Below are 15,087 nucleotides of genomic sequence, written 5' to 3'. Positions count from 1 at the left end.
ATGCCCCGCACAATCCTCGTCACGGGCGGGGCCGGATTCATAGGCAGCCACATCTGCAAGGCGCTGGCGCAATCCGGCTTCAAGCCCATAGCTTATGACAATCTATCGACCGGTCACGCGGATTCGGTCCGCTGGGGTCCCTTTATCGAAGGCGACATTCTGGATCGTGGTCTCCTGAAAGCCACGCTCCAGGAATTCTCGCCAGCCTTCGTTATTCATTGTGCCGCCAACGCTTATGTCGGCGAGTCCGTCGAGGATCCACGCAAATACTACCGCAACAATGTCGGCGGCAGTCTTTCGCTGCTGGACGCCTGTCTTGACCAGAATATCGGCGGACTGGTGTTTTCGTCCAGTTGCGCCACCTATGGCGTGCCGCCGCAACTGCCCATCAGTGAGGAGACGGCGCAGACGCCGGTCAATCCTTACGGCCGCACCAAGCTGATCTTCGAGATGGCGCTAGACGATTATGCCGCGGCCTATGGTCTGCGTTTCGTTGCACTGCGTTATTTCAATGCCGCCGGTGCGGACCCGGATGGCGAGCTTTGCGAACGTCATGAACCGGAGACGCATCTGATTCCCCGTGCGCTGATGGCCGCTGCCGCAAGGCTGCCGCAACTCGATGTGTTCGGTGCCGATTACGATACCAGTGACGGTACCTGCATTCGCGATTATATCCATGTCAGTGACCTGGCCGATGCCCATGTCGCCGCCGTCAACTATCTTGCCGATGGCGGCGAGACGTTGCGTGTCAATCTCGGCTCTGGTCACGGCACATCGGTCGGTGACATCATTCGGGCAATCCATCGCGTGACGGGGCAGGAAGTCCCTGTTCATTTTGGCGCACGGCGCGCAGGAGACCCTCCGGCGCTCTTTGCCGATATAGAACGCGCAAGGCAGACGCTCGGCTTTGCGCCCAGGCGCTCCGATATAGACACTATCATCCGCACGGCCGGTCCCGGTTTTGGACTGGAGGTGCTGTCATGACGATGCGCTCCACGCCCTCCGTCGCATCCCCCCGCGCCGCTGCAGGCGTGTTGCGGATGCTGCCGATCTTTACAGGCTGGAACCGCCTTGCCTACCTGCTTGGCATCGGTGGCTGGCTGGTGACGCTCGCCTATTTCTGGATCTGGTGGCTCGATCGAGATCGCGTCATCGACTGGCCCTACTACTCCGTGGTCACGTTGGCGCTGGCGTGGATCACGCTTCTGCCATCCTATTTCATCTTCATATTTCTCAACGCGAGGGTTGTTGACCGGCGCTCGCCTCTGCCGGGGGGCAGGGTGGCGATGGTGGTCACCAAAGCGCCGTCGGAACCTTTCGCGGTGGTGGAAAAGACGTTGCTGGCCATGCTGGAGCAGAAGGGTCTGGAGTTCGACGTCTGGCTTGCCGATGAAGCCCCGGATGCGGAAACGTTGAAATGGTGTGGCGCGCACGGCGTTTTCGTTTCCACCCGACAGGGCATTGCCGAGTATCACCGCAAGACCTGGCCGCGGCGCACGCGCTGCAAAGAGGGCAATCTCGCCTATTTTTACGACCGTTACGGTTACGAGCGTTATGATTTTGTCGCCCAGTTCGATGCGGATCACGTGCCGGAACCCGACTATCTGAGCGAGGTAATCCGTCCCTTTGCCGATCCGAGGATTGGATATGTGTCCGCCCCAAGCATTTGCGACGCCAATGCCAATGAAAGCTGGGCCGCACGCGGAAGGCTTTATGCCGAGGCAAGCCTGCATGGTGCGCTCCAGCTGGGATACAATAATGGCTGGGCGCCGCTTTGCATCGGCTCGCATTACGCCGTGCGCACGAAGGCTCTTCGGGAGGTGGGCGGCCTCGGGCCGGAGCTTGCCGAAGATCATTCCACCACGCTTGTGATGAATGCCGGCGGCTGGCGCGGCGTCCACGCCGTCAATGCTATCGCCCATGGCGACGGGCCGGTGACCTTTGCCGATCTCATCGTTCAGGAGTTCCAGTGGTCGCGCAGCCTTATGACCATTCTGCTGCAGTATTCACGGCATTACGTGCCGAAGCTGCCCGCGCGACTGAAGTTCCAGTTCCTGTTTTCGCAACTCTGGTATCCGCTGTTCTCCGGCTTCATGGCTCTGATGTTCGTGCTTCCGGCCGTGGCGCTGGTGAGAGGCCATGTGCTGGTCAACGCATCCTATCCGGCGTTTCTGGCGCATTTCCTTCCGGTTTCGCTGATCATGATCGTGTTTGCTTTCTTCTGGCGGGCCACGGGCGCGTTCCGTCCGCATGATGCGAAGCTTTTCAGCTGGGAGGCCATGGTGTTCCTGTTCCTGCGCTGGCCATGGTCGCTTATGGGTGTGCTGGCCGCCGTACGTGACACGATCCGTGGCGATTTCGTCGATTTCCGCATCACACCCAAGGGCACGCAGGCAAAACCGCCGCTGCCGCTGCGGGTAGTCGCACCATACATGGTCCTCGCGGCGCTCAGCCTTCTTGCCATGGTTCTGGCGCCGCGCCAAAACGGCGCGGAGGGGTTCTTTATCTTCGCTGCCATCAATGTGGCGATCTATGCGGGCCTGTCGGTGTTTCTGCTCATCCGCCATGCAGTGGAAAACGGTTTGCCGAAGCTGCCGGCCCTGCGCGGTGGAGCGAGTGCTGCCGCCTGTTCCTTGCTGCTGGTGGCGGGAAGTGCTGCGGAACTCAGCTCCCATGCGATTGGTGGGCTGGAAGCTCTCTCGCATGGACAACCCTATATCAGTTTTACCGAAACACGGTTCACGGTCGCAGGCGCGGGCGCGGAAGGTGCAAGGTCGGTGCGTCTGAAACTGCGCATTGCACTGCCTGGACTGCGCGGGCCGCAGGAAATGCAGGCAGAACCAATCGTTGCGCCGCCGCCAGCGGTGGCAACCGGAGAGATCATGCTGGCCGACAATAGGGTCGGACAATGAAGGAGGAGGCTGTGATGAAAACAACAATAAGCACATGCGGATTCTCCGCTTTCGTACTCTGTCTTGCGGTGGTCGCGCCAAGCGTCGTCCATGCTGCAGGCGGCACGAAGACGCCGAAGCCGCTCAGAACCAGCGAGGTCGTGGAGATGTATTTCGACAAGACCTGGAAATGGGATACGGGCGGCGGGCGCTTCATCGCCGACGGCCGTAAATTCATCGCTGCAACGGAAGAAAAGGGCAAGAAGTCCATCGGTGAAGGCCGCTGGACTGTCGATGCCAATGGCACATTGTGCATGCGCGCCACCTGGAAAGCCGAGGCGGGAAGCGGCAAGGCCGATACCTGCTTCGACCATGGCCGCATCGGCAACGTGCTCTACCAGCGCAAACAGGGCGGGCAATGGTACGTGTTCCGGCACAATCCGCCCCGCCCTGGCGATGAATTCCTCAAGCTCGTCCGCAAGGACGATGTCACGCCGCAGATCGCCGCCTACGACAAGGCGATGACGGCAACAAGGTAAGGAGTAAGGTGTCATGCAGATAACAAGACGAACACTTCTGTTCGCGAGTGGTGCCGCCGCAGCCTTTACCGCCGGAATGTATCCGGTGCTCAAGCTCGACGCGCAAGGGGTCGCCCCCATGACCTCGACGGGCATGAAGACGCTTGCCGACAAAAGACCGACATTGCATGCGGACGGAATACGTTTCGGCGCATATGATCCGCACGGCGATTTCACCGGCCAGTCCGGGGTGGCGACGGAACACCTGTTCTTGCCCTGGGAAGACGTGGATCTCGATAGTCTCGCACTTGCGGATGCCTACGCCCTGGAGCGCAAGCGCAATGTGATGATCACGGTCGAACCCTGGTCGTGGGACGTCAACTGGCGCCTCTCTTCAGACGAGTTGCGCCGCAAGGTTCTGAGTGGCGATTACGATAAGAACATGCAGGCGATCGCCGCACGCATGTCGGCCATGAAGAGCCCGCTGATCCTGCGCTGGGGGCAGGAAATGGAAGACACGACCGGCCGCTTCTCGTGGTCGGGCTGGAACCCGCGTGATTACATCACCGCCTATAAGCGCGTGGTGGATATGACGCGCAAGGCTGTTCCCGGTGTGAAAGTGATGTGGTCGCCGAAAGGTCTGGATGGTTTGCGGGCCTATTATCCCGGTGACAATTACGCCGATCTGGTCGGTCTGTCGGTGTTCGGTCTCGAAGATTACGACAAGATCGAATATGGCGCGCCGAAGACCTTCACGGATCTGCTGCGCAAGGGCTACGGACTCGTCGAGACCTTCGACAAGCCGGTCTGGGTCGCCGAACTGGGTTATGAAGGCAGCGATTCCTACGTTCGTCCGTGGATGAACGACGTGACGCTGAAACAGGCGGATTTTCCAAAGCTGGAAGAAGTCGTCTACTTCAATGACAAGGATGTTCATCCCTGGCCGCACAATCTCGGCAGACCTGACTGGCGCGTCGTGCGCCCGGCCAAGGTTTGACCGGAATCAAAACCGGCGAGCGGCGATGCCGCTCGCCGGTTACGCGACGTTCCTTACCCAGCTGCCAGCACGGCCTCCGCCTCATAGATGGCGCAGACGATGTGATAAAACGTGCTTGCCGGCGCCGGTTCGTCGAGCATGGGCCGGTCCGCCGGCCATTTGTCGAACCACAGGCCCTTGACCGGCGTGTCAAGGAAAGGCTGCAGCGCGCCGATGGCGCTCAGACCAGAGGCAAGGTAACGCTGCCGCTCTTCACCATCAGTCACACTGGCAAGCCGCACCGCCGCCTTCAGCCATTCCGTCTGCGGCCATAGTCGCGCAAGCCCGTCACGCATCGAAAAATCGTCGTAAAGGCTCATCACCGCCACCTTGCGGCGCGGGCAGATACCGTGCTGTTCCCCGATCTCGAACAGGCGTTTTGCCTTCCTGATCGCTTCTTCGTTTCCACGCAGGCTGCCCCAGCGCACCAGAAGCCAGGCCCATTCGAACTGGTGGCCCGGCTCCATGATCCGGCCCTTCTCCCCCTCGTAAGGCGTCCAGTCATGGTCGAAGAATTCGCGCAGGCCGCCATTGCCGCCATCGATGAAGCGGGAAAGTGCGAGGCCGGCAATCTCGTCCGCCAACGCCGACCACGGGCCGTCACGATCCTGTTCTTCCCAAGCCAGCATCGCTTCGAAAAGATGCATATGCGGATTGGAGCAAAGCGGTGTGCGCGGCGGGTTCGCCTCCTCGAAGCCAGCGATGGGGTGTCTGTAGTCGCGCTCGAGAATGGCAAGGATTTCGAGCGCGCGGCTGCGCATCTCATCTTTGCGATCGGGAAGGACCGCAGCTGTCTGCGCTGCGGCGAAAAGCGCAAAAGCCTGGTTGTAGAGATCGAAGGAGGGGTCGATCAGTTTTCCAGTCTGGTCGGCCAGGTTGCCGTAAAGGCCGTTTTTAAGGCGATAGACCTTCTCGAACCAGGAAAGCCCGTGCAACACTGCGTCTTTCCAGGGTCCATGCCAGCCATGCTGGCCGGCGGCGGCATAACAATAAGCCTGGCGCGGCTGGACGCGGGCGCGGCGGTCATCGGAAAAAACCGGTTTCGCATCCTGACCGAGCCGCTCGTAAAAGCCGCCATCCGGCCGGGCTGACCCCGCCTCCCACCACAATGGCAGGGCGTCCTCATCCAGCCATTTGCGTAATGTTCCGATCTCCTCGGCAAGTGTCTGCGCGATACTCGGAAATTGCACGGTCATGCGGTAACTCTCTGTTTTTACAGTTGAATAAATTGAGATCAATAAAAATACGTAACTATGGAGGCAAATAGACCATGTGGCATATTGCGCTGCAACCGCAAAAATTATCGATCTGACGCAAAGCCAACCCGCAGCGGCGTGATTGGTTCCACCTTTTTTCCCCTCGCCAACGGCAGCGAAAAAGCGATTCGCAGGCCATAAACTATCAGAAATTACAACGGAAATTTGCGATTGCTTATTCGCAGTCCTCACGTATTTCGTAACAATGGTCTGGTCATTGGTGATTCGGTTTCCTTTTAATCTGGGCGGCGTCGGGGAAAAAAAGGGGCGAAGGGCAGTGAAATTTTCTGCCTATACTTCATTGCTGTTTTCCATTGCGGTTCTTTCTGGCTGCAATACTCCCGCGGGCGTTCGGTCGTTCGGCGGGACGCAGCTTCTGTCGCCCTCCGAAGCGCTGATTTTTCCGCCGCCTGGCGGTCCAGAAATCGTTACCGTCGTCAGCCGTACTTATTCCAACGCCGTGGCGCAGCAGGTCATATTGCGTTCGGAGGCTGCTACGCCGGGACAGAATTATCTCAAGGCGGAGTTCTTCGGTCCGCAGCAGGCGGGCGATACAGATCTCGATTCCCTGGCGTTCACCGGTTTCAGGGCTTCCTCCCTCGCACGGGAAATCCGTGCGGAATTTCCCGGTGAAACCATCGCCATGTCGGCAAATTACCTGCAGAACAGTTACGGCGCGTTTTCCTATGCCGCTGGCAAGGGACGTGGTGAGGATACCTGCCTTTATGGTTGGCAGGATATACGTTCCCCCGAAAGCATGCGGCAGGATTTCCGCAATCTGGGGCGCATCAAGGTGCGGCTACGCCTCTGTCAATCCGGCGCAAGCGTCGAGCGGCTTCTGGCGGTGATGTATAATTATACCATCACCGGGACTTATGCCTCGCCAAGCTGGAACCCCTACGGCACGCCGCAGGCGGTGGACAAAAATCTCGGCCGTCCCGGCAATCCGGTCTACCCGATGAAGTCGGAAGAGGTGCCGATGCGACCCGGCGGCGAGGTCACCGCCAGCGTGCCGGTCCGGCCGGTTCGTCGTGCGGCGGCCACTGCCCCGGTCCAGCCGGAACAACAGCCGCTGCCGCCCGTTGCAGCAGTTAACATTCCTTCGCCGGTATCGGCGGGTGCGTCGGGTCAGCCTGCGGTGACGGCCCCGCGCGCCGCCGGCGGTCGGGCAGTCACAGGCGAACAGCAATCATCGCGGGTACCGCAGGTGTCCATTCCCTCGCCATCGTGCATTTCGGGTTCGGGGGCGGGCCAGGGATGCAGATGATGGCGGGGACGAGAGCGGAGATGCCGGGCCGAAATTCCGGATGGGGACAAGAACGGAAAGTTTCTGGATGAACAAGGCCATCACAATCATTGTCTGGTTGCTTGTGTCGCTTTGCGTTCTGGCCATCATCACGATGCCGGTCAGCTTGCAGACCCACCTGGTCGCAACAGCAATCTCGCTTATTCTCCTCGCAACGATCAAGGGCTTCAACGGGCAGGGGGTCTGGCGGCTGGTGGCCCTCGGTTTCGGTACGGCCATCGTGCTTCGTTACGTCTACTGGCGCACGACAAGCACGTTGCCGCCGGTCAATCAGCTTGAGAACTTCATTCCCGGTTTTCTGCTCTATCTGGCGGAAATGTATAGCGTGGTGATGCTGGCGCTCAGCCTTGTCATCGTGTCCATGCCGCTGCCGTCGCGCAAGACCAGGCCCGGCTCGCCCACATACCGTCCGACAGTGGATGTCTTCGTGCCCAGTTACAACGAGGATGCGGAGCTTCTGGCCAATACGCTGGCGGCGGCCAAAAACATGGATTATCCGGCGGACCGCTTCACGGTCTGGCTGCTGGACGATGGCGGCTCGGTTCAGAAGCGCAATGCCGCCAATATTGTCGAAGCGCAGGCCGCGCAGCGCCGCCATGAAGAGCTCAAGAAGCTCTGCGAAGACCTCGACGTGCGTTATCTGACGCGCGAGCGCAATGTCCACGCCAAGGCCGGAAATCTCAATAACGGCCTTGCCCATTCGACCGGCGAACTCGTCACGGTCTTCGACGCCGACCACGCGCCCGCGCGCGACTTCCTGCTGGAAACCGTTGGTTATTTCGAAGAAGACCCGCGGCTGTTCCTGGTGCAGACGCCGCATTTCTTCGTCAATCCCGATCCGATCGAGCGCAATCTGCGAACCTTCGAGACGATGCCGAGCGAAAATGAGATGTTTTACGGCATCATCCAGCGCGGTCTCGACAAGTGGAACGGCGCCTTCTTCTGCGGTTCCGCCGCCGTGCTGCGGCGCGAGGCCCTGCAGGATACCGAAGGTTTCAGCGGTGTCAGCATCACGGAAGATTGTGAAACGGCCCTCGCACTGCATTCCCGCGGCTGGAACAGCATCTATGTGGACAAGCCCCTGATTGCCGGGTTGCAGCCGGCCACTTTCGCAAGCTTCATCGGTCAGCGCAGCCGCTGGGCACAGGGCATGATGCAGATCCTGATTTTCCGTCAGCCCCTGTTCAAGCGTGGCCTCACATTCACACAGCGCCTCTGCTACATGTCCTCGACGCTGTTCTGGCTATTTCCGTTTCCGCGCACGATCTTCCTATTTGCGCCGCTGTTCTATCTTTTCTTCGACCTGCAGATATTTGTGGCCTCGGGCGGCGAGTTTCTAGCCTATACGGCGGCCTACATGCTCGTGAACCTCATGATGCAGAACTATCTCTACGGCAGTTTCCGCTGGCCGTGGATATCGGAACTCTACGAATATGTGCAGACGGTTCACCTCCTGCCCGCCGTCGTTTCGGTGATCTTCAATCCGGGCAAGCCAACCTTCAAGGTCACGGCGAAGGATGAATCCATCGCTGAGGCGCGACTCTCGGAAATCAGCCGGCCGTTCTTCGTGATTTTCGGATTGCTGGTGGTGGCGATGATCTTTGCCGTCTGGCGTATCTACAGCGAGCCCTACAAGGCGGATGTCACGCTCGTGGTCGGCGGCTGGAACCTGCTGAACCTCATCTTCGCCGGTTGCGCGCTGGGGGTGGTTTCTGAACGCGGCGACAAGTCCGCCTCGCGGCGCATCACCGTGAAGCGGCGCTGCGAGGTCAAGCTTGAGGGCAGCGACACCTGGGTGCCGGCCTCCATCGACAATGTTTCCGTCCACGGTCTGCTCATCAATCTATTCGATAACGCAACCACGGTCCAAAAAGGCGAGACTGCGATCGTCAGAGTCAAACCCCACAGCGAGGGCGTGCCGGAAACGATGCCTCTCAATATTGTGCGGACGGTGCGAGGCGAGGGGTTCATTTCGATCGGCTGCACCTTCTCCCCGCAGCGGGCCGTCGATCACCGCCTTATCGCCGACCTGATTTTTGCCAATTCTGAGCAATGGAGCGAGTTTCAGCGTGTGCGACGCAGGAACCCCGGTCTCATTCGCGGTACGGCGACCTTCCTGGCAATATCGCTCTTCCAGACGCAGCGTGGTCTCTTTTATCTGGCGCGCGCGCTGCGGCCGGGTTCCAAGGCCGTCAAACCTGCTGGAGCCGTAAAATGACCGGCCGCGGACCTATCAGGCAGTCGCTGACAGTGATGATCTGGGGTGCAGTCGCGACGAGCGCCATTGCGCAGTCATCCCCCTTCGACATGTCGCCGGAAAGGCCGGCTCAGACCGCGCCAAAGCCCGCGGAGCCGCCCGCCATTTCTCCGGTGGAACCGCGTCGTGAGCCGGAGGTCCGGACGCCAGCGCAGCCACCTGTTCCGCCACCCCTCACGTCTCAGCCTGCGTCTTCCCCCGACGTGACGGCCCAACCGCCGCCGGTTCCCCCGGTGACCGTGCCCGCGCGCCGGGAAAGCATCTCACCCGGTTCCATGCGCGCCTCGTCTTCTTCAGCCGATGGCCGCCGCCGCTATATCCTTCCCTATGAAAAGCTCAGCCTTTCGGGCGAGATGGACCGGCGGCAATGGAGTATCTATCTGACGCCAGAGCAGGTGAATGCAGCCGTATCGCTGAATGTCGGTTATCAGAACGCGATCGTTGTTGCCCCGGAAAGCTCGAACTTTCAGGTCAGCGTGAACAATGTCGGGCTTGGGGCAGCGCGTATCGAGGCGCCGGACAGCCAGGGGAATATTTCCCTCAAAATTCCGCCCGGTGTCCTTCAGGTCGGCGCGAATGTCGTGTCGCTCGGGGTGCAGCAGCGCCACAGAACAGATTGCACGATCCAGTCCACTTATGATCTATGGACCGATGTCGATCCTGCAAATACCTTCATAGGCTTTAACGCCGATGTTGCAGGCAGTTTCGCCAACATCGACGACATCCAGGCGACCGGACCTGATGGCAAGGCGACGACGTCGATCGAAATCGTGGCACCGGCGCTCGGCAATCCGGCATTTGCGGATTCTCTCCTGCGTCTTTCGCAGGCGCTGGCGCTCAGAACCCAGATGCCGAACCAGACGGTCCGTTTTGTGACGGCCCCTCCCGTCGAAAGGAAAGCGGGAACGCTTTCGGTCCTCGTCGGCACGGCTCGGGAAATCGCCGGCATGGCCGGAACTTTGCCACCTGAAGCATCAGCGGGCGCTTTCGCAGGCTTCGGCAGCGCCGTCGCGGGCGGAGCGTCGCCGCTTCTCGTCACCGGTCCGACCCCCCAGGCGGTGCAAGCGGCGATAGAGACACTGTTTTCCTCGATCTCGCGAACACCGGGCGCTCAGCGAGCCACTTTTTCGACGCGCAGCTGGCACGCACCCGATGTGCCACTGATCATGTCGGACCGTCGGATCGCGCTTTCGGAACTCGGTATTGAAAGCAGCGAGTTCAGCGGCCGGCGTTTCCGCAATGAATTTTACATCGGCATGCCCGCCGATTTTTATGCGTCGGCCTATGGCGAAGCGTCGCTTCTCCTGGACGCAGCCTACTCTTCGCAGGTGTTGCCCGGCAGCCATGTCGACATCTATGTCAATGACCAGATCGCCTCCACCGTGCCGATCTCCAATAATGGCGGGGGTATTTTCAGACATCTGCCGATCAACGTGACAATGCGGCACTTCAAGCCCGGTCCGAACAAGGTGACTATCGAAGCGGTGTTGATGACGGCGCAGGATCAGGCCTGCGCACCGGGTGCGCCAGCGAGCGCAACGCCCCGTTTTGCATTGTTCGACACATCGGAAATTCATATTCCGGACTATGCGCAGATTGGTCGCAAACCCGATCTCGCTGCTATGGCTGGCGCCGGGCAGCCCTACCGCACTGGAACTACTCCCGTCGCCCTGTCTCTTGATCGTTTTGACACGGACACGATGTCGGCGGCGGCCACGCTCATCAGCCGGCTGGCGAGCGTGGCGGGGCATCCGATCGACATTGAGACCGTCGCGTCGCCATTGGTAATCGGCGACCGGGACGCGTTGTTCGTTGGTACGATCTCACAATTTCCGCAGGCTTTGATCAGCCAGTTCAACCTCGTTCCCTCCAGCCAGATCTCCTGGAAAGTGGGAGCCGGTGTTCAGCAGCCTGCGCAAAACAGTGAAAACCTCTTTAATGACTGGCGTGAACGGGTCGACGGCGGCATCTGGGAAGGACAGGTTTCGTCCTTTGAGGAATGGATGAAGCGCAACTTCGACCTGAGTTCGGATACATTGCGCTTCCTGCCTGCAGCCGAGCAGCCCTATGCGCCGCCTGCCAATGTCTCTTTCATGCTGGCCCAGGGACTGAGCCCTTCAGGTGAAGGGGTTTGGACGCTTGCAACCGCGCCAAGTTCGGGAGAGCTTTTGGAGGGCATGGCGGCGATGACGCGTGAAAACCGGTGGGGTGGCGTCACGGGGCGTGTCGCCGCTTACGACGCAGGTGCTGAAAAAATCGAGACCGTCGAAGTGGAACGGCCATATCTTTATAGCACGCGGCCATTTTCCTTCTCGAACTTCAGGCTGATTGCGGCAAACTGGCTGTCTTCTAACGTTCTCTCCTATTCATTGGCCTTCATTGGTTTCGTGTCGCTCCTCGGTCTCGCAACGTTTGCCATGCTGCGCATGATGGGGCGACATCGATGAAGAGCGGAATTTCGAAACTGGCCGGTGTTGTCGTCCTTTCCATCATGACGTTGCTGACAGCCGTTTCAGCGGGCCGCACCGCGTCGATCCCGCCGGAGGCATGGTCGGCCTATAAGAGTGCGTTTCTCGATCCCGGTGGCCGCATTATCGATACTGGCAACGGCAATATCAGCCACAGCGAGGGTCAGGGTTATGGCATGTGGCTTGCGGTATTGTCCGACAGCCTCGCCGACTTCGAGCTGATCTGGAGTTTCACACGCACCGAACTGCTGGTGCGGGATGACGGACTGTCCGCCTGGAAATGGGATCCGCGCACACGTCCGCATGTGACCGATATCAACAACGCTACGGATGGCGATATCCTGATCGCCTATGCGCTGGCGCTGGCTGCCGGGCAATGGAATCGGCAGGATTACGCCGAGGCATCCACGGCCATGGCATCCGCCATCCTCAAAAAAACCGTGGTTCAGCGCGCAGGGCGTACGTTGCTCCTGCCGGCTGCAACCGGTTTTGGCGAGGGGGACCGGGATGACGGTCCGGTGGTCAATCCGTCGTATCTGATATTCGAGGCCTTCCCGGTTCTCAATCTCGTCGCGCCGTCGCCGCTCTGGAAAGCGGTAGCCGATGACGGGGTGACGCAGATTGGTGCCTTTGCCTTTGGCGAGAGGAAACTACCGGCCGACTGGGTATCGGTGCGGACGCGAGCCCAGCCGGCATCGGGTTTCCCGCTGGAGTTCGGTTACAATGCGGTGCGCATTCCGCTTTATCTCTCTCGGGCGAATATGGGCTCGCCCGAGCTGCTCAACCGGCTGAAGAACGGCATGACGCTGGAAAGCGGTGCGGCTGGCACTTTCGATCTGAAGAGCGGAGCGGTCAAGGATGTGCTGTCGGATCCAGGCTATCGCATCATTCCGGCACTTGCGGCCTGTGTCGCAGGCGGGGCCGCCGTTCCGGAAGAACTGAAGAGCTTTCAGCCAACACTTTATTATCCTTCCACATTGCATCTTCTGGCATTGTCGTTTCTGGCAAGGAATAACGGGGAATGCCGATGAACAAGCCTCTATCGACTTCGGCCCTCATCCTGCTTCTAGTCGCGCTTGCCGCCTTCCACTGGCGTGACAGCATTCTCGGTCGCGTGTCGGACGTCCACACCTCCGCGGTGGGGGACAATCGCGCCGCGCAGCGGATATCTCCTGCGGCAAATCCGGCTCAAATCAACGCTTTTGTCAAGAATCGCGAGATGGCGCAGTTAGCGCAGTCCTCGACCCCGCCGGTAACGGTGCCGGCAACGGAGCCGCGACCGTTGCCACAGACCGGCGCCCAGACAATGCAAACACAGACGGCGCAGGCGCCTGCCGCGCGCGTGGCGGAGCCGGCGTCGGGTGATATGCCGGAAGTCGATCTCAGCGCATTGCGCTATTTCGCCGCGAGAGGCGATACGCAACGCCTTCAGGCCGAAATCGCGCGACTTCGCACGCTTTATCCAAACTGGACGCCACCGGCTGATCCGCTTGCTGTCCCGGAAAATGGCGATGCAAAGCTCGATGCCATGTGGCAGCTTTATACCGATGGCCGTTATGCCGAGGTCAGGAAGGCGATTGCCGACCGCCAGCAGACAGAGCCTGGCTGGCAGCCGCCGGACAACCTGACCGGCATGCTGTCTCTGGCCGAGGCGCGTCAGCGCCTCGTCAACGCATCTGACCTCAAGCAATATGCGACGGTGGTGGATACGGCCGCCAATAATTCCGGTCTGCTGACCTGCAGCGAGGTCGACGTTCTGTGGCGGGTTGCCGATGCCTTTGCCAATACGGACAGGATGGCACGGGCGCGCGACGCCTATCTCTACATTCTCAACAATTGCACTGTCGCAAGTGATAGGCTCGCCACCGTGCAAAAGGCATCCGCGCTGCTGCCGGCGGAAATGATGGGTGAGCTTCTGGCCAAGGAAAAGCCCGGCGCCGATGGACAGCTGGAATTCGAGCCGGTCAAGAACGATCTCGCGCGCCAGTTCGTGGCGAAGGCAGGAGAGAAAGAGGGGATCACCGTCCCTTCTGCCTATCTGATGCGGCTTGAACGGCTTGCCGAAACGGAAAAGCTCGCAAGCGACGCGCTGCTGCTCGGCTGGTATAATATTCGCCAGAAAAATATGGCGGAGGCCGAAAAGTGGTTCCGCAAGGCGCGCGAGGAAGAGGACAGCGCATCGGCCTCGCAAGGGCTGGCGCTGGCGCTGATCGACCGCAACGAGCCGCGTGAAGCCGAGGACGTCATGTACAAATGGCGCGCGACATCCGACGAGGCGCTCGCAACCTATCTTGCCGCAACCGCCAATCTTCTCGCGCTGGAGCCGCCCGTGGTGCTGCCGCCGGATGTATTGCAGCGCATTGCAGCGGAAACCGTTGCGCGCAAGGACGCGGCGACGGCACAACAGTTCGGCTGGTATTCGCTTGCGTTCCGTCAGAGCCAGCTCGCCTTGCAATGGTTCAGCACTGCGCTTGGCTGGAATGCGGATGATGAGCCGTCTGCCTATGGCGTGGCACTGAGCTATCACGACCTGCGCAACCTCGCTGGCCTGCGGGGCATTCAGCAGCAATGGGCGGGTCGCTCGCAGCGTATTGCCGATGTGGGTACTGCACGCATGGTGGATCAGTCCGGCCAGCCGGCCGTGGCGGTAACCGCGCCGCCTCTCGCCACCGCCCCGCAGCAGACAGCGCCCGTGCCTCAGACGGCGCAGGGAGGGACGGTGACCTATGTTCAACCCGTCGTCCAGGCGCCTGAACCGTCACGCAAGCAGGCGAGACTGTCTTCGCCAGCGCAGAGAGCAAACAACACGGCTTCGCGTCCACGCACTTGTGCCGCCTATCCTGATCCGCAGCGATTGCCGCCGCAGCAGGCACTCGATCTCGGCTGGTGCCTGATGGAGACGAATAGACCGGCCGAGGCGCTGAAAGCTTTTGAAGCCGCCATTGCCGGCGGCCAGTCGAGTGTCAAAAGCGATGCGGCCTATGGTCAGAGCCTCGCCTATCTGCGCATGGGGCTGACGGATCATGCTGCGGTCTCGGCGACGAAATCGCGCATGGATCGTCCGCGAGCCACGGAGCTGCAGGTTTCGATCCTCGCCGATCGCGCGGTTTCCGCCTTCCAGTCGAAACGTTATGCCGAAACGCTTCTGCTCCTCGACCAGCGGGCTCGGCTGGCTGACGAGCGTGCTGATCTAATGGTGCTGCGCGGTTACTCCTATCTCGCCATGCGCCGTTATGGGGAAGCCGCCCAGATATTCGAAAGCCTCGCCTCCATCGGTAATCGCGATGGCATCAGGGGGCTCGCGGCAGTGCGCGCCGCCCGGCCGAGCAACGGTCCGCAAGGCGGTTGACAGCGG

Annotated in this window: 10 protein-coding genes; 9 read left to right on the top strand and 1 reads right to left on the bottom strand. The window is 60.4% G+C overall.

Features of this window, described 5'->3' with window-relative positions:
* The 4 genes from galE to BLU28_RS12605 are packed head-to-tail and all read left to right on the top strand — an operon-like array spanning position 1 to position 4,406.
* Positions 1–984, top strand: coding sequence for a UDP-glucose 4-epimerase GalE (gene galE, locus BLU28_RS12620; RefSeq protein ID WP_022563658.1), 984 nt, complete (start codon positions 1–3; stop codon positions 982–984).
* Positions 981–2,912, top strand: a complete 1,932-nt coding sequence (locus BLU28_RS12615; protein ID WP_022563659.1) for a glycosyltransferase family 2 protein — start codon at positions 981–983, stop codon at positions 2,910–2,912. Before galE ends, BLU28_RS12615 begins: the two co-directional genes overlap by 4 nt.
* Before the next feature lie 14 nt (positions 2,913–2,926).
* Complete coding sequence (locus tag BLU28_RS12610) at positions 2,927–3,430, top strand: DUF995 domain-containing protein (RefSeq protein ID WP_004438628.1); 504 nt, start codon at positions 2,927–2,929, stop codon at positions 3,428–3,430.
* A 13-nt stretch (positions 3,431–3,443) separates the two neighbouring features.
* Positions 3,444–4,406 (top strand): glycoside hydrolase family 26 protein, encoded by a 963-nt coding sequence (locus tag BLU28_RS12605; RefSeq protein ID WP_022563661.1) that lies wholly within the window; start codon positions 3,444–3,446, stop codon positions 4,404–4,406.
* A 53-nt stretch (positions 4,407–4,459) separates the two neighbouring features.
* Here the strand turns inward: BLU28_RS12605 and BLU28_RS12600 are convergent, their stop codons facing one another.
* Positions 4,460–5,641 carry an AGE family epimerase/isomerase gene (locus BLU28_RS12600; RefSeq protein WP_077986406.1) on the bottom strand — a complete coding sequence of 394 codons (1,182 nt, stop codon included), beginning with the start codon at positions 5,639–5,641 and terminating at the stop codon, positions 4,460–4,462.
* A 337-nt stretch (positions 5,642–5,978) separates the two neighbouring features.
* On the opposite strand from BLU28_RS12600, the gene bcsN reads away from it, so the two are divergent.
* The 5 genes from bcsN (at position 5,979) to BLU28_RS12575 (ending at position 15,081) form a co-directional block, all read left to right on the top strand.
* Entirely contained in the window at positions 5,979–6,968 is a 990-nt protein-coding gene (gene bcsN / locus BLU28_RS12595) for a cellulose biosynthesis protein BcsN (RefSeq protein WP_175477694.1), read from the top strand.
* Between the two features lie 67 nt (positions 6,969–7,035).
* Positions 7,036–9,225: a UDP-forming cellulose synthase catalytic subunit gene (gene bcsA, locus BLU28_RS12590; RefSeq protein ID WP_022563664.1), complete on the top strand. Its 2,190-nt coding sequence runs from the start codon at positions 7,036–7,038 to the stop codon at positions 9,223–9,225.
* The gene (locus tag BLU28_RS12585; RefSeq protein ID WP_048902925.1) at positions 9,222–11,711 is read left to right on the top strand and encodes a cellulose biosynthesis cyclic di-GMP-binding regulatory protein BcsB; all 2,490 of its coding nucleotides are present in this window, start codon (positions 9,222–9,224) and stop codon (positions 11,709–11,711) included. The genes bcsA and BLU28_RS12585 overlap by 4 nt, the downstream gene beginning before the upstream one ends.
* Positions 11,708–12,763 carry a family 8 glycosyl hydrolase gene (locus tag BLU28_RS12580; protein WP_022563666.1) on the top strand — a complete coding sequence of 352 codons (1,056 nt, stop codon included), beginning with the start codon at positions 11,708–11,710 and terminating at the stop codon, positions 12,761–12,763. Before BLU28_RS12585 ends, BLU28_RS12580 begins: the two co-directional genes overlap by 4 nt.
* Positions 12,754–15,081 carry a protein involved in cellulose synthesis gene (locus BLU28_RS12575; protein ID WP_022563667.1) on the top strand — a complete coding sequence of 776 codons (2,328 nt, stop codon included), beginning with the start codon at positions 12,754–12,756 and terminating at the stop codon, positions 15,079–15,081. The genes BLU28_RS12580 and BLU28_RS12575 overlap by 10 nt, the downstream gene beginning before the upstream one ends.
* Positions 15,082–15,087 lie beyond the last annotated feature (6 nt).

The sequence above is a fragment of the Agrobacterium pusense genome (assembly GCF_900102105.1).
GTDB classification, from domain to species: Bacteria; Pseudomonadota; Alphaproteobacteria; order Rhizobiales; family Rhizobiaceae; genus Agrobacterium; species Agrobacterium pusense.
Note: the sequence above shows the minus strand (reverse complement) of the source record. Positions and strands in the feature narration are given on the sequence as shown.